This is a genomic window from Streptococcus chosunensis, from assembly GCF_003626515.1.
GTDB classification, from domain to species: Bacteria; Bacillota; Bacilli; order Lactobacillales; family Streptococcaceae; genus Streptococcus; species Streptococcus chosunensis.
The window spans coordinates 274,536-298,445 of the sequence record NZ_RBCK01000001.1 but is presented as its reverse complement, the minus strand read 5'-3'; the positions used below and the strand labels follow the sequence as shown (position 1 = coordinate 298,445).

Annotated in this window: 29 protein-coding genes; 1 reads left to right on the top strand and 28 read right to left on the bottom strand. The window is 42.2% G+C overall.

Going from position 1 to position 23,910, the window contains the following annotated elements; all coding sequences use genetic code 11:
• Window positions 1-59 precede the first annotated feature (59 nt).
• The 7 genes from D7D54_RS01435 to budA form a co-directional block, all read right to left on the bottom strand.
• Entirely contained in the window at window positions 60-1,130 is a 1,071-nt protein-coding gene (locus D7D54_RS01435) for an ABC transporter substrate-binding protein (RefSeq protein WP_000737956.1), read from the bottom strand.
• Complete coding sequence (locus D7D54_RS01430; RefSeq protein ID WP_120718651.1) at window positions 1,127-1,900, bottom strand: ABC transporter permease; 774 nt, start codon at window positions 1,898-1,900, stop codon at window positions 1,127-1,129. The genes D7D54_RS01435 and D7D54_RS01430 overlap by 4 nt, the downstream gene beginning before the upstream one ends.
• Entirely contained in the window at window positions 1,897-2,703 is an 807-nt protein-coding gene (locus D7D54_RS01425) for an ABC transporter permease (RefSeq protein ID WP_000753806.1), read from the bottom strand. The genes D7D54_RS01430 and D7D54_RS01425 overlap by 4 nt, the downstream gene beginning before the upstream one ends.
• Window positions 2,684-3,841, bottom strand: a complete 1,158-nt coding sequence (locus D7D54_RS01420) for an ABC transporter ATP-binding protein (protein WP_000742900.1) — start codon at window positions 3,839-3,841, stop codon at window positions 2,684-2,686. Before D7D54_RS01420 ends, D7D54_RS01425 begins: the two co-directional genes overlap by 20 nt.
• A gap of 159 nt (window positions 3,842-4,000) precedes the next feature.
• Window positions 4,001-4,906, bottom strand: a complete 906-nt coding sequence (murB, locus tag D7D54_RS01415) for a UDP-N-acetylmuramate dehydrogenase (protein ID WP_020903184.1) — start codon at window positions 4,904-4,906, stop codon at window positions 4,001-4,003.
• Between the two features lie 111 nt (window positions 4,907-5,017).
• Window positions 5,018-5,770 (bottom strand): YhfC family intramembrane metalloprotease, encoded by a 753-nt coding sequence (locus D7D54_RS01410; protein ID WP_020903183.1) that lies wholly within the window; start codon window positions 5,768-5,770, stop codon window positions 5,018-5,020.
• Between the two features lie 9 nt (window positions 5,771-5,779).
• Window positions 5,780-6,511, bottom strand: a complete 732-nt coding sequence (gene budA / locus D7D54_RS01405; protein WP_020903182.1) for an acetolactate decarboxylase — start codon at window positions 6,509-6,511, stop codon at window positions 5,780-5,782.
• A 141-nt stretch (window positions 6,512-6,652) separates the two neighbouring features.
• Between budA and D7D54_RS01400 the strand changes: the two genes are divergently transcribed.
• On the top strand, window positions 6,653-7,924 hold the full coding sequence (locus D7D54_RS01400) for an aminotransferase-like domain-containing protein (RefSeq protein ID WP_120718650.1): 1,272 nt from the start codon (window positions 6,653-6,655) through the stop codon (window positions 7,922-7,924).
• Between the two features lie 126 nt (window positions 7,925-8,050).
• Here D7D54_RS01400 and D7D54_RS01390 read toward each other — a convergent pair whose 3' ends face one another.
• From D7D54_RS01390 to D7D54_RS01290, 21 genes are all read right to left on the bottom strand, one after another.
• Complete coding sequence (locus D7D54_RS01390; RefSeq protein WP_049541117.1) at window positions 8,051-8,866, bottom strand: ABC transporter substrate-binding protein; 816 nt, start codon at window positions 8,864-8,866, stop codon at window positions 8,051-8,053.
• A 158-nt stretch (window positions 8,867-9,024) separates the two neighbouring features.
• A complete protein-coding gene (gene phoU, locus D7D54_RS01385; RefSeq protein WP_000946458.1) occupies window positions 9,025-9,678 on the bottom strand; it encodes a phosphate signaling complex protein PhoU in 654 nt (217 codons plus the stop codon).
• A gap of 11 nt (window positions 9,679-9,689) precedes the next feature.
• Window positions 9,690-10,448: a phosphate ABC transporter ATP-binding protein PstB gene (pstB, locus tag D7D54_RS01380; protein WP_000133484.1), complete on the bottom strand. Its 759-nt coding sequence runs from the start codon at window positions 10,446-10,448 to the stop codon at window positions 9,690-9,692.
• A gap of 12 nt (window positions 10,449-10,460) precedes the next feature.
• Window positions 10,461-11,264: a phosphate ABC transporter ATP-binding protein PstB gene (gene pstB, locus D7D54_RS01375; protein WP_020900241.1), complete on the bottom strand. Its 804-nt coding sequence runs from the start codon at window positions 11,262-11,264 to the stop codon at window positions 10,461-10,463.
• A 10-nt stretch (window positions 11,265-11,274) separates the two neighbouring features.
• On the bottom strand, window positions 11,275-12,159 hold the full coding sequence (pstA, locus tag D7D54_RS01370) for a phosphate ABC transporter permease PstA (RefSeq protein WP_000543046.1): 885 nt from the start codon (window positions 12,157-12,159) through the stop codon (window positions 11,275-11,277).
• The gene (gene pstC, locus D7D54_RS01365) at window positions 12,149-13,066 is read right to left on the bottom strand and encodes a phosphate ABC transporter permease subunit PstC (RefSeq protein WP_001070903.1); all 918 of its coding nucleotides are present in this window, start codon (window positions 13,064-13,066) and stop codon (window positions 12,149-12,151) included. Before pstC ends, pstA begins: the two co-directional genes overlap by 11 nt.
• On the bottom strand, window positions 13,066-13,944 hold the full coding sequence (locus D7D54_RS01360; protein WP_120718649.1) for a phosphate ABC transporter substrate-binding protein PstS family protein: 879 nt from the start codon (window positions 13,942-13,944) through the stop codon (window positions 13,066-13,068). The genes pstC and D7D54_RS01360 overlap by 1 nt, the downstream gene beginning before the upstream one ends.
• 219 nt (window positions 13,945-14,163) lie before the next feature.
• The gene (locus tag D7D54_RS01355) at window positions 14,164-15,468 is read right to left on the bottom strand and encodes an RsmF rRNA methyltransferase first C-terminal domain-containing protein (protein WP_120718648.1); all 1,305 of its coding nucleotides are present in this window, start codon (window positions 15,466-15,468) and stop codon (window positions 14,164-14,166) included.
• The gene (locus D7D54_RS01350) at window positions 15,469-16,242 is read right to left on the bottom strand and encodes an inositol monophosphatase family protein (protein ID WP_120718647.1); all 774 of its coding nucleotides are present in this window, start codon (window positions 16,240-16,242) and stop codon (window positions 15,469-15,471) included.
• Entirely contained in the window at window positions 16,232-16,510 is a 279-nt protein-coding gene (locus tag D7D54_RS01345) for a UPF0223 family protein (protein ID WP_120718646.1), read from the bottom strand. Before D7D54_RS01345 ends, D7D54_RS01350 begins: the two co-directional genes overlap by 11 nt.
• Entirely contained in the window at window positions 16,510-16,911 is a 402-nt protein-coding gene (locus tag D7D54_RS01340; RefSeq protein WP_000631254.1) for a Spx/MgsR family RNA polymerase-binding regulatory protein, read from the bottom strand. The genes D7D54_RS01345 and D7D54_RS01340 overlap by 1 nt, the downstream gene beginning before the upstream one ends.
• A gap of 207 nt (window positions 16,912-17,118) precedes the next feature.
• Window positions 17,119-17,736: a TIGR01906 family membrane protein gene (locus D7D54_RS01335; protein WP_120718645.1), complete on the bottom strand. Its 618-nt coding sequence runs from the start codon at window positions 17,734-17,736 to the stop codon at window positions 17,119-17,121.
• Window positions 17,726-18,499 carry a TIGR01457 family HAD-type hydrolase gene (locus D7D54_RS01330; protein ID WP_033681602.1) on the bottom strand — a complete coding sequence of 258 codons (774 nt, stop codon included), beginning with the start codon at window positions 18,497-18,499 and terminating at the stop codon, window positions 17,726-17,728. Before D7D54_RS01330 ends, D7D54_RS01335 begins: the two co-directional genes overlap by 11 nt.
• Before the next feature lie 8 nt (window positions 18,500-18,507).
• Window positions 18,508-19,245 carry an acyl-[acyl-carrier-protein] thioesterase gene (locus D7D54_RS01325; protein WP_120719020.1) on the bottom strand — a complete coding sequence of 246 codons (738 nt, stop codon included), beginning with the start codon at window positions 19,243-19,245 and terminating at the stop codon, window positions 18,508-18,510.
• A gap of 4 nt (window positions 19,246-19,249) precedes the next feature.
• Window positions 19,250-20,380 carry a radical SAM family heme chaperone HemW gene (hemW, locus tag D7D54_RS01320; RefSeq protein WP_120718644.1) on the bottom strand — a complete coding sequence of 377 codons (1,131 nt, stop codon included), beginning with the start codon at window positions 20,378-20,380 and terminating at the stop codon, window positions 19,250-19,252.
• A gap of 83 nt (window positions 20,381-20,463) precedes the next feature.
• Complete coding sequence (locus D7D54_RS01315) at window positions 20,464-20,853, bottom strand: YtxH domain-containing protein (protein ID WP_120718643.1); 390 nt, start codon at window positions 20,851-20,853, stop codon at window positions 20,464-20,466.
• A gap of 15 nt (window positions 20,854-20,868) precedes the next feature.
• Window positions 20,869-21,252, bottom strand: a complete 384-nt coding sequence (locus D7D54_RS01310; RefSeq protein WP_000895044.1) for a DUF948 domain-containing protein — start codon at window positions 21,250-21,252, stop codon at window positions 20,869-20,871.
• Window positions 21,253-22,041, bottom strand: a complete 789-nt coding sequence (gene lgt, locus D7D54_RS01305) for a prolipoprotein diacylglyceryl transferase (protein ID WP_000886651.1) — start codon at window positions 22,039-22,041, stop codon at window positions 21,253-21,255. It lies immediately after the preceding gene.
• Window positions 22,034-22,969, bottom strand: coding sequence for an HPr(Ser) kinase/phosphatase (gene hprK / locus D7D54_RS01300; protein WP_000115154.1), 936 nt, complete (start codon window positions 22,967-22,969; stop codon window positions 22,034-22,036). Before hprK ends, lgt begins: the two co-directional genes overlap by 8 nt.
• A gap of 129 nt (window positions 22,970-23,098) precedes the next feature.
• Window positions 23,099-23,275, bottom strand: a complete 177-nt coding sequence (rpsU, locus tag D7D54_RS01295) for a 30S ribosomal protein S21 (protein ID WP_000048054.1) — start codon at window positions 23,273-23,275, stop codon at window positions 23,099-23,101.
• Window positions 23,276-23,354: 79 nt separating this feature from the next.
• The gene (locus D7D54_RS01290; RefSeq protein ID WP_120718642.1) at window positions 23,355-23,861 is read right to left on the bottom strand and encodes a hypothetical protein; all 507 of its coding nucleotides are present in this window, start codon (window positions 23,859-23,861) and stop codon (window positions 23,355-23,357) included.
• Window positions 23,862-23,910 lie beyond the last annotated feature (49 nt).

The following is a 23,910-nucleotide window of genomic DNA, read 5'->3' as shown; positions in this document are numbered from 1 at the left end:
ATTGCCTTTTATTTTTTAAAAAACGAACCAGCTTGACTGATTCGTTTTCTTACGTTCTCCTACTTCCGATACATTTTAAACTGTAGGAAGAGGTCGCTATATTTTCCTGTCCATTTATGGTCAAATTTCTCATAAACTTCTAGGTGTTTCATGGTTTCAGCATCTGGATAGAAGGCCTTGTCTTCTTTTTTCTCCTCTGGGAGCAGTTCCTTAGCTGGTAGGTTTGGTGTGGAATAGCCGACATACTCTGCATTTTTAAGAGCATTTTCAGGTTTCAACATAAAGTTGATAAAGGCATAGGCTGCATCTTGGTTTTTGACTGTTTTGGGAATAACCATATTGTCAAACCAAAGGTTGCTGGCTTCTGTCGGTACCACATAGCGTAGATTTTCATTTTTCTCTAGCATTTGGCTAGCTTCCCCAGAGAAGGTCACACCGATTGCAGCGTTATTCTGAATCATGTATCCCTTCATTTCGTCTGCCACAATAGCCTTGATATTTGGAGTCAGTTTGTAGAGTTTGTCTACTGTCTCTTCTAACTGCTGTGTATCCTTGGAGTTGAGGCTGTAGCCGAGGGAATTAAGTCCGAGTCCTAATACCTCACGCGCCCCATCAAAAAGCATGATAGAGTTCTTATACTCTGGCTTCCAGAGATCATCCCAATGCTCAGGCGCTTCATCTACCATGGTTTCATTGTAGACAATTCCCAAAGTCCCCCAGAAGTAAGGGATGGAGAATTTATTACCTGGATCAAAGGACTGGTTGAGAAACTCTGGTCCGATATTTTCAAGACCTTCAAGTTTTGAATAGTCAAGCGGAACCAAGAGGTCTTCGTCCTTCATCTTGTTAATCATGTATTCACTAGGAATGGCAATATCGTAGGTCGTTCCACCCTGCTTAATCTTGGTATACATGGCTTCGTTGGAGTCAAAGGTCTCGTACTGGACTTGGATTCCTGTTTCTTCTGTGAATTGCTCCAAGAGTTCTGGATCGATATAGTCACCCCAGTTGTAGATAACCAGTTTTTGACTATCTCGGCTATTGATTTTACTATCTAGATGCGTCGCAATTCCCCACAAGACGAGAATAATGGCTACAATTCCTGCTAAAAATGAATAGAGTTTTTTCATGCTTGCTCCTCCTTCTCACGTGAGATAAAGTAATATCCAACAACTAGGATAATACTAAAGAGAAAGACAAGGGCAGACAGAGCATTAATCTCTAACGAAATCCCCTTACGAGCACGAGAGTAAATCTCGACTGACAGGGTTGAAAAGCCATTTCCCGTTACAAAGAAGGTCACGGCAAAGTCATCTAGCGAATAGGTAAAGGCCATGAAATAACCTGCAATGATAGACGGTGTCAGGTAAGGAAGCATGATTTCCTTAAACATCTGAAATTGACTGGCTCCCAAGTCATAGGCTGCATGAATCATATCGCCGTTCATTTCCTTAAGACGTGGCAAGACCATCAAGACCACGATAGGAATGGAGAAGGCCACATGACTAGAGAGAACGGTCAAAAAACCAAGTGAAAACTTGAGTTGGGTAAAGAGAATCAAGAAGCTGGCACCAATCATAACGTCAGGCGCAACCATGAGGATATTATTGAGAGATAGAAAGGCTTCTTGGTATTTCTTACGAGACTGGTAGATGTAAATAGCACCAAAAGTCCCGATAATGGTCGCAATCAAGGCTGACAGGAAGGCCAATAAAAAGGTCTGAGTCACAATCAACATAAGGCGACCATCGTTAAACATGGTTTTAAAATGGCTCAAGCTAAAGCCTGTAAAGCTATTCATGTCGTTGCCTGCATTAAAGGCGTAGCCAATCAAGTAAAAAATCGGCAGGTAGAGGACAAGAAAGACCAGTCCCAGATAAAGATTGGCAAATTTTTTCATCGTTCTCTCCTTTCCTTGGTCACCCACATGGTGATGAACATGGTCAGGATGAGAATCACACCGATGGTAGAACCCATACCGTAGTTGTCATTGGTTAGGAAGTTCTGCTCAATGGCTGTCCCCAGAGTAATAACGCGGTTCCCACCAATCAAACGAGTCAGCATGAAGAGACTCAAGCTTGGAATAAAGACCGACTGAACCCCACTTCTCACGCCGTTCATAGACAGAGGGAAGATGACATGACGGAAGGTCTCCCACTTGGTCGCACCCAGGTCATAGCTGGCATTGATGAGATTGTTATCCATATCGTCCAAGACATTGAAAATCGGCAAAATCATAAAGGGAAGCTCGATGTAGCTTGCGACAAAGATAAAGGAGAAATCGGTAAAGAGCAACTGTTGCGAACCGATTCCGATAAATTCCAAGAATTGGTTAATAGAGCCATTCTGACCAAAAATCCCGATAAAGGCATAGGCCTTAAGGAGCAAATTAATCCAGGTAGGCAGGATAATCAGCATGAGCCAGAGTTGACGGTGCTTGAGACGGGTCAAAAAGAGGGCCGTTGGATAGCTGATAAGCAAGGTCACAAAGGTCACAATCCCTGCATAAAGTACAGAGTTAAAACTCATTTTGAGATAGGTTAAGTTTTGTGACGCAAAGTAGGATTTATAGTTTTCTAAACTGAATTGTCCTTCGATATTGAAAAAGGATTGACCGAAAATCAAGACCAAGGGTGCCAATACAAAGAGGACAATCCAAAGCATGTAGGGCACTACAAAGAGTTTAGAGCTTGTTTTCTTCATCTCTTTCCTCCTCGATTGCATTGATCAGACCTGCTTCTTGCTCTTCGATTTCTACGTACTCCTCAATACGAGCATCGAACTCTTCCTCGGTTTCGTTGAGACGCATGATATGGATGTCTTCTGGCTCAAAGTCCAAACCGATTTCCTCACCCACGATGGCCTTACGAGTTGAGTGAATCATCCATTCGTTTCCAAGTTCATCATAGGCGATAATCTCATAGTGCACCCCACGGAAGAGCTGGGTATCCACCTTAACTTGGAGCTTACCTTCTTCAGGAAGGGTAATGCGCAAGTCCTCTGGACGAATAACGACCTCTACAGGCTCATTTGGCTTCATCCCACCATCGACCGCTTCAAAGCGTTTACCGTTAAACTCAACCAAGTAGTCCTCAATCATGGTTCCTGGCAAGATATTTGACTCACCGATAAAGGTGGCAACAAAGTGGTTGATTGGCTCATCGTAGATATCTACTGGTGTTCCAGACTGGACAATCTCACCATCATTCATAACGAAAATCCAGTCACTCATAGCCAGAGCTTCTTCCTGATCGTGAGTGACAAAGACAAAGGTAATGCCCAATCGTTGTTGTAGTTCACGCAGTTCGTACTGCATGTCTGTTCTTAATTTCAAGTCCAGCGCTGATAAAGGCTCGTCCAGCAAGACCACACGGGGTTGGTTGATGATGGCACGGGCAATAGCCACACGCTGACGTTGTCCTCCAGATAGTTTACGAATGGAACGTTTTTCATAACCTTCCAACTGAACCATCTTGAGAACTTCCGCTACACGCTGCTCGATTTCTTTCTTGTCAATCTTACGCAAACGGAGTGGAAAGGCAACATTTTCAAACACATTCATGTGTGGAAACAAGGCATAGGATTGGAAGACCGTATGGACGTCTCGCTTGTTGGTTGGGATGTCATTGATGCGGACACCGTCCAGCAAAATATCTCCTGTCGTCGCATCTAGTAACCCTGCAATGATGTTTAGGATGGTTGATTTCCCTGACCCAGATGCGCCTAGAAGGGTGTAGAATTTCCCTTCTTCCAACTCAAAGTTGATATCTTTGAGAACCTTGGTGTTGCTGTCTTCAAAAACTTTAGAGACGTTTTTGAATTCAATAATTGGTTTTTTCAATTGTCATTTATTCCTTCTTTTTCATAGATTAACAGATCAGGGCTCTGTCAGGCCGCTACTACCTCGTGTAGGAGATTAAACTGCCTACATACTTCTGCACTAACGATAGGCTTTCACCCCCTTTCCATGACATAGCAGCAGCTTTTCAAACACCGCTTCCTACTTGCTTTCACCTAAAATACGGACTTCCCTCTCAAGGGTGACACCTGAGTGTTCCTTGACTTTTTCAATCACAGACTCAATCAAGTCCTCGTAGTCTTTAGCCGTTCCGTCAGCAACATTAATCATAAAACCTGCGTGTTTTTCTGAGACTTCTACTCCACCAATACGATAGCCTTTCAAGCCAGCTTCTGAAATTAATTGACCTGCAAAATGCCCTACTGGACGCTTAAAGACCGAACCACAAGATGGATATTCTAAAGGTTGCTTGAGTTCACGTAGATGCGTCAAGCGATCCATTTCTTGCTTGATAACCTGATGGTTTCCTGGAGCAAGGGAAAATTTAGCTGACAAGACAACTGCACCAGACTCCTGAATGGCTGAATGGCGATACCCGAAAGCCAAGTCCTGGGCAGACAGGGTCTCGATTTCTCCATCCTTGGTCAAGACCTTACAAGACTGTAAGATATGGGAAATCTCGCCACCATAGGCACCCGCATTCATAAAGACAGCACCACCGACACTTCCAGGAATACCACAAGCAAACTCAAAGCCAGTCAAACTATGACGAAGGGCAATGCGAGTTGTTTCAATCAGGTTAGCACCAGCTTCAGCTTCAATGGTATAGCCATCAACGGAAACATTATTGAGCTTGTCACACAAGATGACAAATCCACGAATCCCACCATCACGAACGATGATGTTGCTGGCATTTCCAAGAACCATCCAAGGAATATTTTCTTGATTGGCAAATTTAACAACGCGCGCCAACTCAAAACGATTTCGTGGAAAGACCAGATAATCAGCCTCTCCACCTACTTTTGTATAACTATAGCTATGCAAGGGTTCCTTGAAACGGATATCAATCCCTTCTAAAATTTCAAGTATTTTTTCTTTTACTGACATGACACTCTTCCTTTTACAAAATTCATTCCATTATACCATTTTTAAGACCATTTGACGACCCTAAAAAAATCTTGGGATTATTTTAAACAAAAAAAGAGGTTTCCCCTCTTTTTATGATTTTTTGCAAAAGATAGCCTTTGTTCCATAGGCAACCAGAACAAGCTCAAGTGCTAGGACAACTTCAACCAAGACTGGATTGGTCAACCAGCCAACTTGGGCAAGAGATGGTGCCAGATCAAAGAAGGCATGTAGTCCATAGGCCGCTAGGAGATAAATCCATTTCTTCTGGCGAACAGCTTGGTAAACCCAAACAGTCAAGAGTAATTGGAAACCTAGGGCCAAGATTCGCTCAAAACCAAGCAAATAAATCTGCCAGACTGATAGCGACTGAATAGTTTTCAACATATTTTCAGACAGCAATTGCATGACCTGTGGATTCTGAGTTTGAACTGCTGAGAGAACGATGTAGAGATTAATCAAACTAGTAAGACCTAGGAAAATCAACTCCAAGCCACCATGCCCCAATCCATAAGCCAAGGCATCTGCCTTTTCCAAACTTCTCTTTTTCTCCAACCATTTGAAGAAAACAAGACGAGCTGTTTCCTCAAAAAAGGCTGCCATAGCTAGGCCATAGATGATATAGACAAGCGGATGGTCTTGCATGAGGGCAATACTACCGTCTTTTTGAGGATGTAAAACCAAGATATGCACCAGTTTTTCCAAAATCTGTGAAGAGACAAAGAAAGCAACAGCCCCCAAGCCCAAGACAGCTAGATTAATCTGGTACTTCTTTTTGGCATACCAAATGCTTCCTATCAAGAAAGCCAGCAACAGCAACATGGTAATAATGATATGAATGGTCATTTTCTTCTCCTATTCCGCCTTTTCAATATCTTTTTTCATCTCGTCAACATTGAACTTAGCAAACAAGTATTGACGATCTTGGACTGGAAAACGTTGGTCCAACTGGTCAACCGCTCCCACCTCGATAATCCCTTCCTTGATGACAAAGTCCATGACATGCCCACCGAAGGTCAAGTCATCTGAGATGAAGTGCAGATGGTAGCCTGCCACACTGACCCCATGGAAAATCTCTGGAGTCCAGAAACCAACGATGGTTCCCGCCACATTTTCACGACTATATTCAGGTTGATGGGTTGCGACATCAGCAAACTTGGTATCTGGTGTCGACTTAGGAATCATGCGCACATGCATATGCGAAAATTCCCCCCGAATCTTGATAGAGCGGAAAAGATTTTCCCCGTCATAATAAGACTCAATTCGTTCTTCCAATTCCTTGTCTGTCATCTCAAAGCGCTGGCGGAAAATGACCTCTGCCTGATGTGGTACTACTGCTGCATAAGGAATAAGGGCATCTGGTGACACCTCCACAATCTCTGGCTGGTCGCCTGATCCTTTGGCCTGATAAGCCTTACCATCCAAGACAATCAATTCTCCATCAATGGAATCCAAGGTTCCCAAACCAAGGTCACCATGCTCTAGCAATTCTCCTACTGTCATGGTCCCACCATAAAGGCCAGCCATCAAGGCTCCAAGGGTATTGTATTGAAATAATTTCACTGGTTCCTGCACGTTCTTATCCATTCACTTTCTTGTCTGTTATTCTATAAATCTTACTCCTAAGTATACCACATTTGCCCCTAGATGTGAACGAGAGAAACACCCTAGACATTGCCAAGAAGAAAAAAAAAGGGTACAATGTAACAAAATCAAGGGAGGTCTGGAATGAAGAAACAAAGCAAATACCAAGAGGTCGTTTCCTATCTGAAAAATGGTATCGAGTCTGGACGCTTTCCGACGGGTAGTCGCCTGCCTTCTATCCGTCAACTGAGCCTTGACTTTCACTGTAGCAAGGACACCATTCAACGTGCCCTGCTGGAATTACGACACGAACAATACCTCTATGCCAAGCCCCAGAGTGGCTACTATGTACTAGAACAAGGGCAACACCAAGACCTAGAAATCGAGGTTACCGACGAACATGCTAGTGCCTATGACGATTTTCGACTCTGTGTCAACGAAACCTTAATTGGCCGGGAAAACTACCTCTTCAACTACTATGACAACCAAGAAGGTTTAGAAGACCTAAGACAGTCTATTCATAAACTTCTCTTTGACCAAGCCCTCTACTGCAAGGCTGACCAACTGGTATTGACTTCTGGGACCCAACAAGCCTTGTTTATCCTCTCTCAAATATCCTTTCCAAGCCAAGCAAAGGAAATCTTGGTGGAACAGCCGACCTACCATCGGATGAATCGCCTCTTGATTGCTCAAGGATTAGACTATCAAACGATTGAACGAGGCATTGATGGGATTGACTTAATGGAACTTGAACGGCATTTCCAAACGGGAAAGATCAAGTTTTTCTACACTATTCCTCGTTTTCACTATCCTCTAGGCCATTCCTATTCTGAGCAGGACAAACGGGCTATTCTTGACTTAGCTGCCAAGTATGGTGTCTATATCGTAGAGGACGACTATTTGGGGGATTTGGACTCCAAGAAGGGCCAGACCTTCCACTATCTGGATACAGAGGAGCGCGTCATTTATATCAAGTCCTTCTCAACCAGCCTCTTTCCAGCCCTGCGGATTACAGCACTCATTCTTCCAAATGCTATTAAAAAAGCCTTTGTGGCCTACAAAAATATCCTAGACTACGACAGCAACCTCATCATGCAAAAGGCCTTATCACTCTATATTGACAGTCAATTGTTTGAGAAAAATCGTCTAGCTCGCTTGTCCAATCAGGAAGACTACCAAAAACAAATCGAGGAAAGACTAGCTAACACTCCTTGTCCCCTTCCTCATTATCCCCTACACGATGGTTTATTGCTAGACCTCAGACAGTATCCTAAAATCGCCAGCCTCAAACACAGTCAGCTGAAATTGAACTTCTTTGAGGAGGCTTACTTGGATGCCTGCCCTTATCAATTTGCCAAGGTGTCCCTAGACAATCTAAAAAAAGTTTTAGACTATTTAAAAGCAGAATTGGACTGACTTCCAACTCTGCTTTTCTCTTATACTCTTCGAAAATCAAATTCAAACCACGTCAGCGTCGCCTTACCGTACTCAAGTACAGCTTGCGGCTAGCTTCCTAGTTTGCTCTTTGATTTTCATTGAGTATTATTCTTCAACTTCTGTTAAGGTTGCCGCTTTTTCAAGATATTTTTGGTAGGTACCGTCATCCTTGAGTTTTTGGATGACCTTGTCCACCACTTCTTTCAAATCAGCACTATTTTTTCTAAGGGCAACTGCATTAGCTTCGCCGTCCTTCATCTTCAAGCTGACAGTTGCGACAGCTAAGTCGGCGTTTTTAGCAGCATAGCTAAGAGCAACAGGCTCATCCATGTGAACAGCATCTACTTTTCCAGCCTGCAATTCATTAACTGCTTCACCCATATTGGTTAGGGAAGTCAATTGAGCTTTTGGCAATTGCTCCTTGACCATAGATTCTGGAACAGTCCCTTTTTGGGCCGCAATATTAGCACTTTCAAGGCTAGTTAAATCCTTGTATTTTTCTACATCAGACTTACGAACCAAGAAACTAATCTTGTTTTCATAGTAAGGGATTGAAAAATCAAAGACTTCTTTTCTCTCGTCAGTAGCGCTAATTCCTGCAACTGCTAGGTCAGCCTTACCAGTTTGAAGACTAGTCAAGACATTGTCAAAACTCATGCTTGAAATTTCCAACTTCACCCCAAGTTCATCAGCGATAGCCTGGGCCATGTCAATGTCCGCACCGACTACCTGGTTTTTTCCGTCAACTAAGGATTGGAATTCAAAGGGTGCATAGTCAGGACTAGTCGCCACAACTAATTTCCCCTTTTGCTTAATTGCCTCAACAGCTGACTGAGAACCATTAGAACCCGACTGGCAAGCCACTAAGAAGAAACTTGCAAGAAAGCTACATAAAACAAATATCCATTTTTTTGATTTCATAAATAAACAACCTCTCTGTTAATTTTGTATAATTATAACGCTATCCAAGATACTTGTCAAGTGTTTTTTTGAATTTTTATCTCAAAAATATTTTTTTCATTCAATAAAAGGAGCTGTCAATTGATTTAAAGCTCCTTTTTATACAGAATTATCCTATTTTATAGTTCGACAATCTTACCTGTTTCAAAGTAAACAACCCATTCACAGATATTTTTTGCATAGTCTCCAATACGTTCCAAAAAGGCAATCACTTGGAAGTAATCGCGTCCTGTAACGATAGCATCTGGATTTTTCTTGATTTCTTCCGTAGCCAAGTCACGAATGCTATCAAAGTAATGGTTGATTTTTTCATCCATAGCTGCTACTTCATAGGCCTGGTCCACTGAGCCATTGAGATAGAGTTCAAGGGCTGCTTCGACGAAATTCTTGACATCGCGACCCATTCTCTTGATTTCTTCTTCAACAGCTGGGATGCGTTGCTCCCCCTTCATACGAATGGCTGCTTTTGCAATAGAAACGGCATGGTCACCCATACGTTCCAAGTCAGATACAGCTTTTAAGACTGTTAGAACTGTACGCAAGTCCTGAGAAACGGGTTGTTGGAGGGCAATCATTTCAAATGATTTCTTCTCCAATTTCACCTCGTATTCGTTTACTTCTGCATCGTCTTCAATGACTTCTTTGGCCAAATCACGGTCATGCGTAACAAAGGCACGCACTGTACGATTGATTTGGGATAGCACTTCTTGTCCCATAGCATAGAACTGGTTGTGCAATTTCTCTAAATCTTCCTCAAATTGAGAACGTAACATCATTTATCTCCTTATCCAAATTTTCCTGAAATATAGTCTTCTGTTTCCTTATGTTGTGGGTTGAGGAACATCTTCTTGGTATCGTTAAACTCGATTAAATCTCCATCTAGGAAAAATCCTGTCTTGTCAGAAATACGAGAGGCTTGTTGCATAGAACGCGTAACCAAGAGCATGGTATATTTATCTTTTAGACCATACAAGGTTTCTTCAATCTTACCAGCCGAGATAGGGTCCAAGGCTGAAGTCGGTTCATCCAAGAGAATGATTTTAGGACTAGTTGCCAAAACACGGGCAACGCAAACACGTTGCTGTTGTCCACCTGAAAGTCCGATAGCTGAATCATGCAGGCGATCCTTGACCTCATCCCAGATAGATGCTCGTTGCAAGGCTTTTTCTACTGCTTCATCCAGAACCTGCTTATCCTTAACTCCATTGATACGAAGCCCATAAACAACATTTTCGTAGATAGACATAGGGAAAGGGTTTGGTTGTTGGAAAACCATACCGATTTCTTTACGCAATTCAACTGTATCTGTACGCGGACTGTAAATATTATGACCGTTATAAACTACTGAACCAGTTGTAGTCACCTCTGGATTAAGATCCCCCATGCGGTTGATAGCCTTGAGAAGGGTTGACTTCCCTGATCCAGATGGACCAATCAAGGCTGTAATTTCCTTAGGTTGGAAAGATAGGGAAACACTATTCAAGGCCTTTTTTTGATTGTAGTAAACGGACAGGTCTGACACCTGTAAAATCGCTTCTGTCATACTGTTTCCTTTCTATCCAAAGTGTCCTGTTACGTAGTCATTGGTTGACTGTAGTTTGGCATTTTGGAAAATATTAGAGGTCTTATCGTACTCGATCAAGTCACCCAAGTAGAAAAATCCTGTGTAGTCACTAGCACGCGCAGCCTGCTGCATACTGTGGGTCACGATGATGATGGTAAAGTCCTTCTTCAATTCTAACATGGTTTCTTCCAGTTGGGCTGTCGCAATCGGATCCAATGCAGACGCCGGTTCATCCATCAAGAGGATATCTGGTTTAACAGAGATGGCACGAGCGATACAGAGACGTTGCTGCTGACCACCTGATAGGGTCAAGGCTGACTTATGAAGGTCATCTTTTACCTGGTCCCAAAGGGCAGCTTGACGAAGAGAGGTTTCCACAATTTCATCCAAGACTTGCTTGTCCTTAACCCCTGCACGTTCATGTGCAAAAGTGATGTTGCGGTAGATAGACTTGGCAAAAGGATTTGGTCGTTGGAAGACCATTCCGATGTGCTTACGCATCTCGTAGACGTTAATTTCTGGACGGTTAACATCAATCCCTTGATAGAGAATTTGACCTGTTACCTTGGCAATATCAATAGTATCATTCATACGGTTAAGACTGCGAAGGTAGGTTGATTTTCCTGAACCAGAAGGGCCAATTAAGGCCGTAATTTTATTTTTTTCAAATTGCATATCGATGCCCTTGATGGATTCTTTTTTACCGTAGTAAACATGTAAATCCTTAGTAGAGAGGGCCACTTTCTCTTCAGGAAAGGTGATGATATGCTTTTCATCCCAATTATATTTTGACATGGCTTCTCCTTTAGGCAGCGGTTAATTTCTTATGTAGGTAGCTTCCGAGTTTACGTGCTCCAAAGTTAAAGATGAGGATAAAGATGAGGAGCACGGCCGCAGAACCTGCTGATACGATGGTGCCATCTGGAATGGTTCCTTCGCTATTGACTTTCCAGATGTGGACAGCCAAGGTTTCTGCTTGACGGAAGATAGAGATTGGACTGGTTACACTGAGAATGTTCCAGTTAGACCAGTCAAGGGCTGGAGCGGATTGTCCTGCTGTATAGATAAGAGCAGCCGCCTCACCAAAGATACGACCAGATGCCAAGACGACACCAGTCACAATACCTGGAAGGGCTTCTGGAATGACCACATGAACCACTGTCTCCCAACGAGAAATCCCAAGAGCTAGGCCAGCTTCACGTTGCGTGTGGTGAACGTGTTTCAAACTGTCTTCAACATTACGAGTCATCTGAGGCAGGTTAAAGACTGTCAAGGCCAAGGCACCTGAAATGATTGAAAATCCATACTCAAACTGAACTACAAAGATCAAATAACCAAAGAGACCCACAACCACTGATGGCAGAGAAGACAAGATTTCAATACAGGTTCTGACAAAGTTAGTCACAGGACCTTTTTTAGCATATTCAGCTAGGAAAATCCCAGCCCCCATAGATAAAGGCACAGAGATAATCAAAGTAATGACCAAGAGGAAGAAGGAATTATAGAGCTGAATTCCAATCCCTCCGCCTGCTTGGTAAGAAGATGATTTGCCAGTCAAGAAAGACCAAGAGATGTGGGGCAAACCACGAACCAAGATATAAAGAATCAAGGATGCCAAGATGGCAACGATAATTCCTGCAATTGAGTAGAGGACAGCTGTTGCAATTTTATCTAATTTCTTAGCGTGCATAGTTTTTCTTTCCTCTTTCTTTCGTAATCAATTTAATCACACTGTTGAAGGCCAAACTCATCAAGAGCAAGACTAAGGCCAATGACCAAAGAACGTTATTGTCAACTGTTCCCATAACGGTATTTCCGATACCCATGGTCAAGACAGAGGTTAAGGTCGCAGCAGGTGTTGTTAGTGAAGTTGGGACAACGGCTGAGTTTCCGACCACCATCTGAATGGCCAAGGCCTCACCAAAGGCACGCGCCATCCCAAAGACCACTGCAGTGAAAATCCCTGAACGCGCTGCCTTCAAGGTCACGCGCCAGATGGTTTGCCAACGAGTGGCTCCCATAGCCAAACTAGCTTCGCGGTAGTGACGAGGCACTGCACGCAAGCTATCAGTTGTCATAAAGGTTACCGTTGGTAGGATCATGACAAAGAGAACAAAAATCCCTGATAAAATCCCAAAACCAGTTCCACCAAAGACACTACGGACAAAAGGAACTACGACCTGTAAACCGATAAATCCATACACGACTGAAGGAATCCCGACTAGCAATTCAATAGCTGGTTGCAAGATTCTAGCACCTTTTGGTGAGACTTCAGTCATAAAGACTGCCGCACCAATGGCAAAAGGAGTTGCGATAAGGGCTGATAGGATTGTGACAATAAAGGAACCCAAAATCATAGGAAGGGCACCAAATTGTTTACCTGAAGGATTCCAAGTTTGTCCAAAGAGGAAATCAAAGATATTGACCCCATTTACAAAGAAGGTTGACAAGCCTTTTTGGGCTACGAAAATCAAAATCATAGCCACAATGATGACAATCAAAGACAGACAGGCAAAGGTCAATCCTTTTCCTAATTTCTCTAGACGAGAGTTCTTTGAGGGAGAAAGTAATTTTTTAGCTAATTCTTCTTGATTCATTATTGACTCCCTTCTAGTGCTGTCACTGTTCCTACAGCATCTTTTTCAACCTTCATTTCCTTGACAGAAATATAACCCATTCCCTTAACGATTCCGCTTTGCGCTTCATCTGAGAGGACAAAGTTGAGAAACTCTGCCACCAATTCGTTCGGCTGACCTAGGGTGTACATGTGTTCATAAGACCACAAAGGCCAGTTATTGGTTGTAACATTTTCTGCAATCGGCTCATAGCCATTCAACTTCATGCGTTTCACCGAGTCATCCACATAGGCAAAGGCTAGGTAAGAAATGGCTCCTGGTGTCTGGGAAACAATGTTTTTGACCATCCCATTTGAATCCTGTTCTTGACTCTGCACAGCAGATTGACCATCCATGATAACACTATCAAAAGTTGCACGCGAACCAGAACTTGCCGCGCGGTTGATAATGGAAATGGCTAGGTCTTTCCCACCGACTTCTTTCCAGTTGGTCACTTGACCTGTGAAGATGCTACGGAGTTGTTCAGTTGTCAGATTTTCAACGTCAACTTCCTTGTTTACAATCACTGCCAAGCCCGCTACGGCTACCTTGTGGTCCACTAGAGAGGAGGCGTTGATACCGTCTTTTTCCTCGGCAAATACGTCTGAATTTCCTACATCAACGGCTCCAGACTGAACCTGAGACAGACCTGTACCAGATCCTCCACCTTGAACGTTGACTGTTTTTCCAACGTGCATAGAGCCAAATTCATCTGCTGCTGCTTCGACCAATGGCTGAAGAGCCGTTGAGCCAACAGCTGTCATGGATTCCCCACGATCAATCCAGCTAGCACATCCCGCCAAAGAACCTGCTAGCAAAAGAGCCGCAAGGGATAGAGCGAGTTTTTTCCTTTTTTTCACTGTTTTTCTCCTTGAAAATAATGGTGAATGCTATGAATTTTTTCAACTATTTATTTATGTTTTTCTTTTGAAAATTGGGAGCCAACCGAAGTTGCTAGCTTAGTTTTACTAGAAAGTTGCTCAGTTGCCTTCTCAACAAATTTTGACTTAAAATAAAAGACAATTTGAAAAAATCCATACTTCCACTATAACATAGACAAGCTACTTTGACTAGCATTTTCACTTGAATCTGAGGCCTTTTGGAAAATAATTTTTCAAAACATTTCCAGTCACCTTAGCAAAGCCCAAACCATTGCCTTGAACCAAAACTTGGTACCAACCATTTGGCAGACTTTCCGCCAGCTGGACAGTCTCTCCAGCCGCATACTTTACAAACGCCTCTTGGTCAATTTCAACCGACTGTTTTACCTGACTCGGTTTCAAGGCTAGACCAAGAGCAAAACTAGGCTCAAAGCGTTTCTTCTTGAAGGTTCCCAGATGCAGTCCATTGCGAGCAATCTTGAGTTTCCCTAAATCTGGCAAGAGTTCTGGCAAAAGATAGAGTTGATCCCCAAAAGTCTGCAAAATCCCCCTTAGATTGACCTTCAAGTGTTTTTGCGCAAATTCCTGCCACAAGGCAACTTGTTCTCGGCTGAGATTGCTCTTACTTGCCTTACATTTAGGAGCTGGATTGTCACCTTTAAATTGTAAATGGGCGACAAACTGACCTTCTCCCTTAAAATGATGAGGGTACATCCGAGCCGTTTCTGGCAGGTCGATTCCAGCCACCATTCCATTGATATGCTCTACTGGTAGCAAGTCAAAATCATACTCTTCCAGCAGCCAATTAACAATCTCTTCGTTTTCCTCAGGTGCCCAGGTACAGGTTGAATAAACCAGACGACCTCCCTCTGCCAGCATGGTCACTGCATCTGCTAGAATTTCTCTTTGCAAGCTGGCGCATTGACTTGGATAATCTAAGCTCCAATAGTCCATAGCATCTGGTTGCTTACGAAACATCCCTTCACCAGAGCAAGGGGCATCAAGGACAATCAAGTCAAAATAGCCTTTAAAAACCTTGGCCAAACGGTCAGCAGATTCATTGGTCACCACGACATTTGTCGCTCCAAAGCGCTCCATGTTTTCCACTAAAATCTTAGCCCGTTTGCTTGAAATTTCATTGGAAACCAGGAGACCTTCTCCTGCTAGATAGGCTGCCAGCTGAGTGGATTTTCCACCCGGTGCAGCAGCCAAATCCAAGACCTTCATACCAGGACTGGGCTGGGCTACCTGAGCCACCATTTGGGCAGCGGGTTCTTGCGAGTAAACTAAACCTGTAGCATGCTCAGGCGATTTCCCTGAAACCTTTCCATAGTGGCCCCAAGGGGTTTGAGGGATGGCATCAGGAAAGGAAACCGGCGCTTCTTTTAAAGGATTGACCCGAAAGGCCGAAACCGCTTCCTCCTCAAAAGAGGCAAGAAAATCTCTTGCCTCATCTCCTAGTATCTCTTCATATTTTTCAACAAATCCTTCTGGAAATTGCATTTAAGTTCTTTTCCTTTCATAAATATAGGACTGAATTTCCTCCAGCATCTCAAGAGGCACCATCATGACCGGCTGTCTGGTTTGAAAATCAGGAGCTTGACCAGAAAGGGTCACAACCCGATAGCCCAGACTTTCCCCTAAAATACTAGCCGCAGCATAATCCCATGGTTGCAGATAGGTGACATAGGTCAACAAACGCCCTGACAAAATCTTGGCAAAACTAATGGCCGCACTCCCATAGACACGTACACCAAGGACCGCTCGTCCCAAATCAGCCAAGCCCCATTCATTGGTTTCCAACATACCACTATTCCCTGCAATGAGAAAATCTCCAAGTGGTTTTGCTTTAAAGGGAGCTAGGAGCTGATCATTTCGGCATACTGGAAACTTACCACCACCGTGATAACAATCCCCTTTGACCACATCATAAATGAGACCAAATTGCCCCTGACCATTTTCAAAATAAGCCATCATAACAGCAAAATCTTCCTGCTGGGCTACAAAGTTATTGGTACCATCAATTGGATCAATGACCCAAACCTTGCCCTCTTGAACCGAGGCTCGCAGACAACCTTCTTCAGCACAAATCTTATCCTCAGGATAACGAGATAAAATCTCACCAACCAATAGCTCTTGAACTTCCTTGTCCAGTCTGGTCACCAAATCTGTTGGAGAGGACTTGGTCTCAACACACAAGTCTTCCTGCATGTGGTCAAGGATGTACTGGCCTGCTTTCTTAATTAGCTCTTTAGCAAATTCAAACTTACTTTCCAAGAGAAATCTTTCCTTCCCCTTTTTCCTTAGCCGCTTGAACTGCTCGGTAAAGCGAATAGCCACTCACTGTTTCAAATTCTCGTCCCAAACGTTTCTCTTCGCTCTTACTTGGCACGACCGCCTTGAATCCCTTATAGGATTCCAGTAACTTTTTAGCCTCTACCTTGCCTTCATAGGCAGCTTCAACATCATTAAAAAAAGAAAGCACTGAAGCAAGTTCTTCAGTGCTCCACGACAAATCTAGTGGGTAACTATACTGTTTGTTCATTAACTAATACCAGCTCTCATTCTTGCTTCTTTTAGTTCTTGCTTACGATAACTACGAGGGAGAAAAGCACGAATCTCATCTTCATTAAACCCAATCTGCATACGTTTGGCATCAATAATAATTGGGCGACGCAAAAGACTAGGGTACTGCTCAATCAAATGAAGCAATTCCGATACCGAAATACTTTCTACATCAATATCTAATTTTTGAAAAATTTTTGAACGAGTTGAAATAATGTCATCAGTACCATTTTCGGTCAAGGAAAGGATGTGTTGCAATTCTTTTCTTGTTAAGGGACTGGTCATAATATTGTGTTCCTCAAAGGGCACCTTATGTTTTTCTAGCCAGGCCTTTGCCTTACGACATGAAGTACAGCTCGGTGATAGAAATAGTGTAATCATGCTTTTCTCTTCTTATCTATACTTTGCTACTTCTATTATACACAAAAATAAAGCGCTTGACTAGGGATTTTTAGAAAAAAAGCCTATTTTTTCAAGAAAAATAGACTGTTTGCGAACGATTGATACATTTTGGATTTAGTTAATTCATTCTTAACGATGATTTTAAATTATATACAATTATATATACAAATTAAAAACATCTTTCTTTCACTTCCTACGACTTTTCAGATATAGATAGCCAAAGAAGCTTTCATAGAGGGCAAAAAAGAGGAGGAAGGCATGTAGGAAGAAGGTCTCTGGTAAAATCAGAATCACTGGATCCTTGGCTGGATCAAAAAGCCAGGTATCATCTCCCACAAAGAGAATTTGATGGAAAAGGGTAAAGAACTGGTCAAAACCAATCAATACTCCCCCAAGCCCAATCAGCAAAGGCAAAAACACTAAAACCAAAAGCCCTTTACTAAATAGAGACAAGAAGCCCTTTTTCACAATCCCTTTGACAAAGAAATAGAAACTTGGCAGTGTCACTAGAGCAACTAGCTGAACCAAGTGAAAGAGGTTCTTAACCACTGCAAAGTGGTGCAGACCAGCTGCTGACGAACGAAAATCTGGCATCTCTAAGACTTGGCTAAAAGGATTGGTCAGGTAATTCATCAAGATATGAAAGTTGTACTGAATAGTTTCTGGTTTTAAATAGACCCTATCCGTTAAGTTCAGCCACTGAATTTCCAGCGGATAAAAAATCCAAGTCAAATAAATGATCAAAAGGATTGAGAGGGAGAGGAGAAAGAGCATAGAGCTCCAAAAGGTCAGTTTAGTTTTCATCAAAATCCCACTCCGCAAGACTAGAAACCACATGAGTCGGTGCGATTGGCAAGTCTGCTACTTCTTCTGCCTTGGTAAAACCTGTTGTCACCAAGAGCGTTGGAATGCCATTGTCAATCCCTGCTCGAATATCAGTTAGGTAATTGTCTCCGACCATGATTAACTCTTCACGTTCCAAACCTAAGTGCTCAACCGCCTTGTCCATAATAATGGCATTTGGTTTTCCAATATAAACAGGCTTCACTCGTGTTGCTACTTCAAGAAGCGTAATCAGTGAACCAGCACCTGGCAAAAGACCGCGTTCTGTCGGGATGTTGAGGTCAGGATTGGTTCCGATAAAATGAGCTCCCTTTTGGATAGCAAGAGTTGCTGTCGCAAATTTTTCATAATCAACTTGCCAGTCCAGGCCTACTACCACATAGGCAGGATTTTCCTTGTCTTCGACATAACCAGCCGCCTTAATGGCTTCCTTAAGCCCTGCTTCTCCGATGACATAGACCGTCTTTTCAAGCCCCAAGTCATTCATATAGTCGATAGTGGCCAAAGTCGCTGTGTAGACAGTCGATAGGGGCGTATCGATATTAAAATTCTGAGCCAACATTTCTTGAACACTCTCTGGAGTACGGGTTGTATTGTTGGTCACAAAGAGATAGGGAATGTCCCGCTTTTGCAATTCATGGACAAAAGCCTCTCCAGCTGGGATTCTGTCTTTCCCCTTATAAATGGTTCCGTCTAAATCAATTAAATAGCCTTTATATTTCATATTTTTCTCTAATCCTTTTTCATTTCTTGCCAAGTGATGATAGCTTGGGCATTGGTAACCCCGTCGCTTGTAATCTCATGCTTGCTTTCCAGTCCAGACCATTCAACAGCCGATGTAATCACCCCACCTGGTCGAACTTCCTTGACATACTTGAGGTTGATTTTCTTGGGAATATAGTGGGTCAAAAAGTCCGCTCCCATGACCTCAAAAATCCAGTCCAGATATTTACTGTTATTGACATGGCCATTCATATCCAAGTCGTAAAAACGGACATGGTAATCCTTGCTGATTGGCTCGTTCAAGGACTCATACTTTGGTCCGCGGATAAGTTTTTTATCAAACTCAGACTGGTAAGGAGCCACGATCTCAGGTTCAACAGCATGAACTTTTCGACTGTCTCGATCCATGAGAACAAAGGTCGCCATCATGTGGATGAGCTCCTTACCTGCTTCATCATAGATAGTGAAACGACGGTAGCAAAAAAGTCTATTGTAGCTTAGGGCTTCCGTTTCGATAGTGATTTCTTCCGCAAAACGAGGCAAACGAGCCACCTCAATATCATAATCTGTGATAATCCAGACCAGATTATAGTTTTCCAAAATGGCCTTATCACTAACACCCAGTTCAATCGATTGCATCCCTGAAACTTGCAGGGACAGCAAAATCACATCTGGAAGCTTGATATGACCGTTCATATCAGCCATATCAAAAGGAATTTTCATTTTCATTTGATAAGTTAAACCCATCATTCTACTCCAAAATAAATCGTTCTGCTACAGTATCTCCTAAAAAGAGACCTCTCTTTGTCATGCGAACTCGGTCACCGTCTAGTTGCATGAGACCTTGTTGAACTAAGTCCTTGACAATTTCTCCATAAAGTCCATCAAAAGACCGTCCAAATTTTTCCTCAAATCGTGCCATAGAGACCCCTGATTTCTTGCGGAGCCCCAGGAACATCTCTTCTTCCATTTGCTCTTTTTGACTCAGGTGTTCTTCTGTAATACGAGCATTTCCTTCCTCAACCGCACTGAGATAATGACGAATGGGACCATGATTTTTATAGCGCACTCTATTAACATAACCAGATGCCCCAGCACCGATGCCATAGTACTCAGCATTATCCCAGTACATGAGATTGTGGCGACTTTCAAAACCAGGCTTGGAGAAATTAGAAATCTCATAATGCTCAAAACCAGCTCGCTCCAACTCTGCGATGATATACTCAAACATCTCAGCCTCCAGTTCCTCCTTAGGCAGAGGCAATTTCCCTCGTCTCATCCGGTTCATAAAAACCGTATGGTTTTCTAAAATCAAGCTATACAAACTCATATGGGGAATATCCAGCCCAATAGCCTTAGCCACATTGTCCTTGACCTGCTCCATAGTCTGACCAGGCAGCGCATAAATCAAATCGATAGAGATATTATCAAAACCAGCCAGTTTCAGGCGGTCGATATTTTCATAAATATCCTTCTCCAAATGACTGCGCCCAATCTTTTTCAGCATCTTATCATCAAAGGTCTGCACACCTAGCGAAACACGGTTAACAGCCGAGTTTTTCAAAACGGCTATCTTATCCGCATCCAAGTCGCCTGGATTGGCTTCAATGGTCAACTCTTCCAAGACTGACAAATTCAAGTTTTTAGTCAAGCCCTTCAATAACACCTCCAGTTGAGAAGCTGACAAAGCTGTCGGTGTGCCACCACCGATATAGAGGGTTCTCAACTTTTGAATATCATAAGATTGAAACTCTTCTAACAGATGTTCCAAATAACTATCTACTGGCTGATTTTTTATGAAGACCTTTGAAAAGTCACAATAATAACAAATCTGGGTACAAAACGGGATGTGCACATAGGCTGACGTTGGTTTATTCTGCATAGTAATTATTATACCACAAAGACAGGCTACGAGAAAAAAATCACCATCCCCAGATACATAGTCCGTCCAGAGATGGTGATGATTTATTCTTCTGTTATGTCAATAACAATCTCTTCTGATTCATCAAGAGTTTCGGCTTTTTCTTGCCATTGCTCTTTGATATTATTGTATCGATCTTTTGATACTTCTGTCGCTTGACGAGCACATGATTTAGCTTGAGCAAGTACGCTGTCCACAGTGATTTCACCTGACTCAACCTGTTCTTTAGTTTTAAGAACAAAATCTGTAGCCTGCTCCTTGACTTCTGTCAGTTTTTCACAGACCTGCTTCTTGGCATACTCAGGATCTTCTCTCAAATCATCCAGAAAATCTTGAGCCTGACTGCAAACTTGCTTGCCCTTGTCACTTGTTAAAAACAAGGCAAGAGCTGCACCTGAAACGGTTCCTAAAAGGATTGAAGATAGTTTACCCATAAGAATTCTCCTTTTTTATTTTTTGAAAAATTTACTTGCGACACGTAGAGCTGACAAACTTGCACCAGTCTTGAGTGTTTTTGAACCAGCTGATGAAGCTTTCTTACTCAAGACACGCGCATGGTCATTGAGGTCTGAAACAGATAGGGATAAATCTGCAACGGCACTAAAGAGTGGATCAATCGTTGCCACCTTAACATTGATATCATCTGCCAAGACATTGACCTTAGCCAGCAATTCATTGGTATGATGCAAGGTCACATCCACATCTGAAGTCAAGGTTTTAATTGTCTTTTCTGTTTCGTCAATAACACGACCAAGCTTTTGTACAGTAATAATTAGATACACTAAAAAGACAATCAAAGCAAGGGCTACAAGAATATATGCAACTTCTAACATTTAGTTTTCCTCCTCAGAAATATAGTAAGGGGCTTTCTTTCGATTTTGATAGAGAATGATAAAAATACCGAGACCGATAAGAACAACCGAAAGCCATTGAGACACTCGAAGTCCAAAGAACATGAGGCTATCTGTCCGCATGCCTTCGATGACCATTCGACCGAAACCATACCAAATCAAGTAGAAAGCAGTGATATGACCTCGTCTGAGACTCTTCCATTTTCGTCTAAAGATCAGAATCAAGGCAAAGCCAAGCAGATTCCATAGAGACTCGTAAAGGAAGGTCGGTTGACGGTAGCTTCCCTCAATATACATCTGGTCACGGATAAAGCCAGGTAGATAATCCAGATTATCCACTGCTGCACCGTAGGCTTCTTGGTTAAAGAAATTGCCCCAGCGACCCAAACTTTGGGCAATCATGACGCTAGGCGCCGCAATGTCTAGAAAATCCCAAGTATTAATGAGTTTACGATCAGCAAAGATATAGAGTACAAGAGCCCCAGTAATCAAACCACCGTAAATGGCCAAACCACCATTCCAAATGGCAAAAATTTCTCCCAAGTTCTGACTATAGTAATCAAAACGGAAAATAACATAGTAGAGACGCGCTCCTAAAATAGCCAAGGGAAAGGCTATCAAGATAAAATCTAAAATATCGTCTGGTATGATTTTCTTTCTAGGCGCTTCTTTCATAGTCAAATAAACCGCAAGAATCAAGCCTGTCACAATACACAAGGCATACCATCGAATGGCTAGAGGGCCTAGATGAATAGCAATTGGATCAAGCATTCGGCACCTCGTTTTGAGCAATAAGATTTGTCAAACGTTCTTCGAACAAACGCGTCGCATCAAAGCCCATTTCCTTGGCACGATAATTCATGGCAGCAGCCTCAATCACGACAGAGATATTACGACCTGTTTTCACCGGGATACGGATACGAGGAATAGATACGCCAGAAATTTCAAGTTCCTCTGCATTGTTTCCCAGACGATCAAAAGTCTTATGTGTATCGTAATTTTCCAAGTAAACGGCCAGCTGGACTTGTGAAGAATCCTTGACCGCACTCGCACCGTAGAGACTCATAACATCGATAATTCCAACCCCACGAATTTCAATCAAGTGTTTCAAGATTTCAGCTGGTTCACCCCAAAGAGTAATCTCGTCCTTGGCAAAGATATCGACACGGTCATCAGCCACCAAGCGGTGACCACGTTTGACAAGCTCTAGACCCGTCTCACTCTTACCGATTCCACTATCACCCTGAATCAAGACACCCATCCCATAGATATCCATCAAGACCCCGTGCACACTGGTACGTTCTGCTAAACGTGAATCCAGATAACTAGATAACTCTCCAGATAAACGACTGGTTGCCGTACGGCTGGTTAAGATGGCAATCTTACATTCTCTGGCTGCCTTTAACATTTCCTCTGGAACTACCAAACCACGAGCAACAATAACCGCAGGTGTCTCAGGTAGAAACATTTTTTTCAAGACTTGGTAACGGTTGTGAGAGGACATTGAAACGAGATAGGACCACTCCTTCATTCCCAAGAGCTGGATTCGCTCTGGCGTATAATAATCAAAATAGCCTGTCATTTCAAGACCAGGTCGCGTAATGTCCGCGGTATTAATTTCCTTTTCAAGTAATTCTGGTTCGCCATAGACAATGTCTAGTCTAAGCTTTTCAATCACTTCTTTTACTAAAACCGACATCATTTCCTCCTTCAAATGAGTTCTTTTTACTATTATATCAAATTGTAGGAGGATATTTGAGATTTTTGCAGGATTTGTAGTATTTATTTAAAAGAAAAAGACTAGATTTCTCTAGTCTTTCATTTCTAATTAGAATTTTTTACGTTTACGAGCTGCTTCTGATTTACGTTTACGTTTTACAGAAGGTTTTTCATAGAATTCACGTTTGCGTGTTTCTTGAAGAGTACCAGCTTTAGTAACCGCACGTTTGAAACGACGAAGTGCGTCGTCAAGAGATTCATTCTTACGTACTACTGTTTTAGACATTTTTTTCACTCCCTTCAAGTTCAAGATCTATTCCATTTTACACGTAAAAGGAATAATTGTCAAGAGGAAACTAAGTTTTTTATTCTTCATAATGATTAATAATATAGTTCACCATCTCCTCCATATCTGCTTCAGATAAAGGTAATTCCCAGTTTGTTGTTTCCATTTTAAGAAAAGCATCACTGACTTTAGTTATTGTATAGCAATCTTTAGAAATTGGAATTTTTTTAGATGGTTCAAATAAGATGCCTATTCTATCATATAAGACGTGAAGTTCTTTACTATTTGGATCAATATCAAAAGACTGTAAAGAGATTAAGATTTCATTTCCTTTATAAGACAAATCAATATACATGTGATTTGATAAATCATACGGTCTAGATAAAGTACCTCCTGATGAGTAATTTGGTTTTCCACATCCTCCACTTGTCTTTACAAATGTATCAGTGCCATCTTTCTCTTTTAAAAATACTAAGTTTCCATCATTATCTTTCTTATTTAGAAGAAAGTCTATTATACTTTCTCTTTCTTCCGTTCTAGCACTCTTATACGCTTCTTTTATTTTTAGAAATTCTTCTTTATTCATGTGTCCTCCTATCGTAATGTTGAAGTTTTATATGTCTAAAACTACTTAC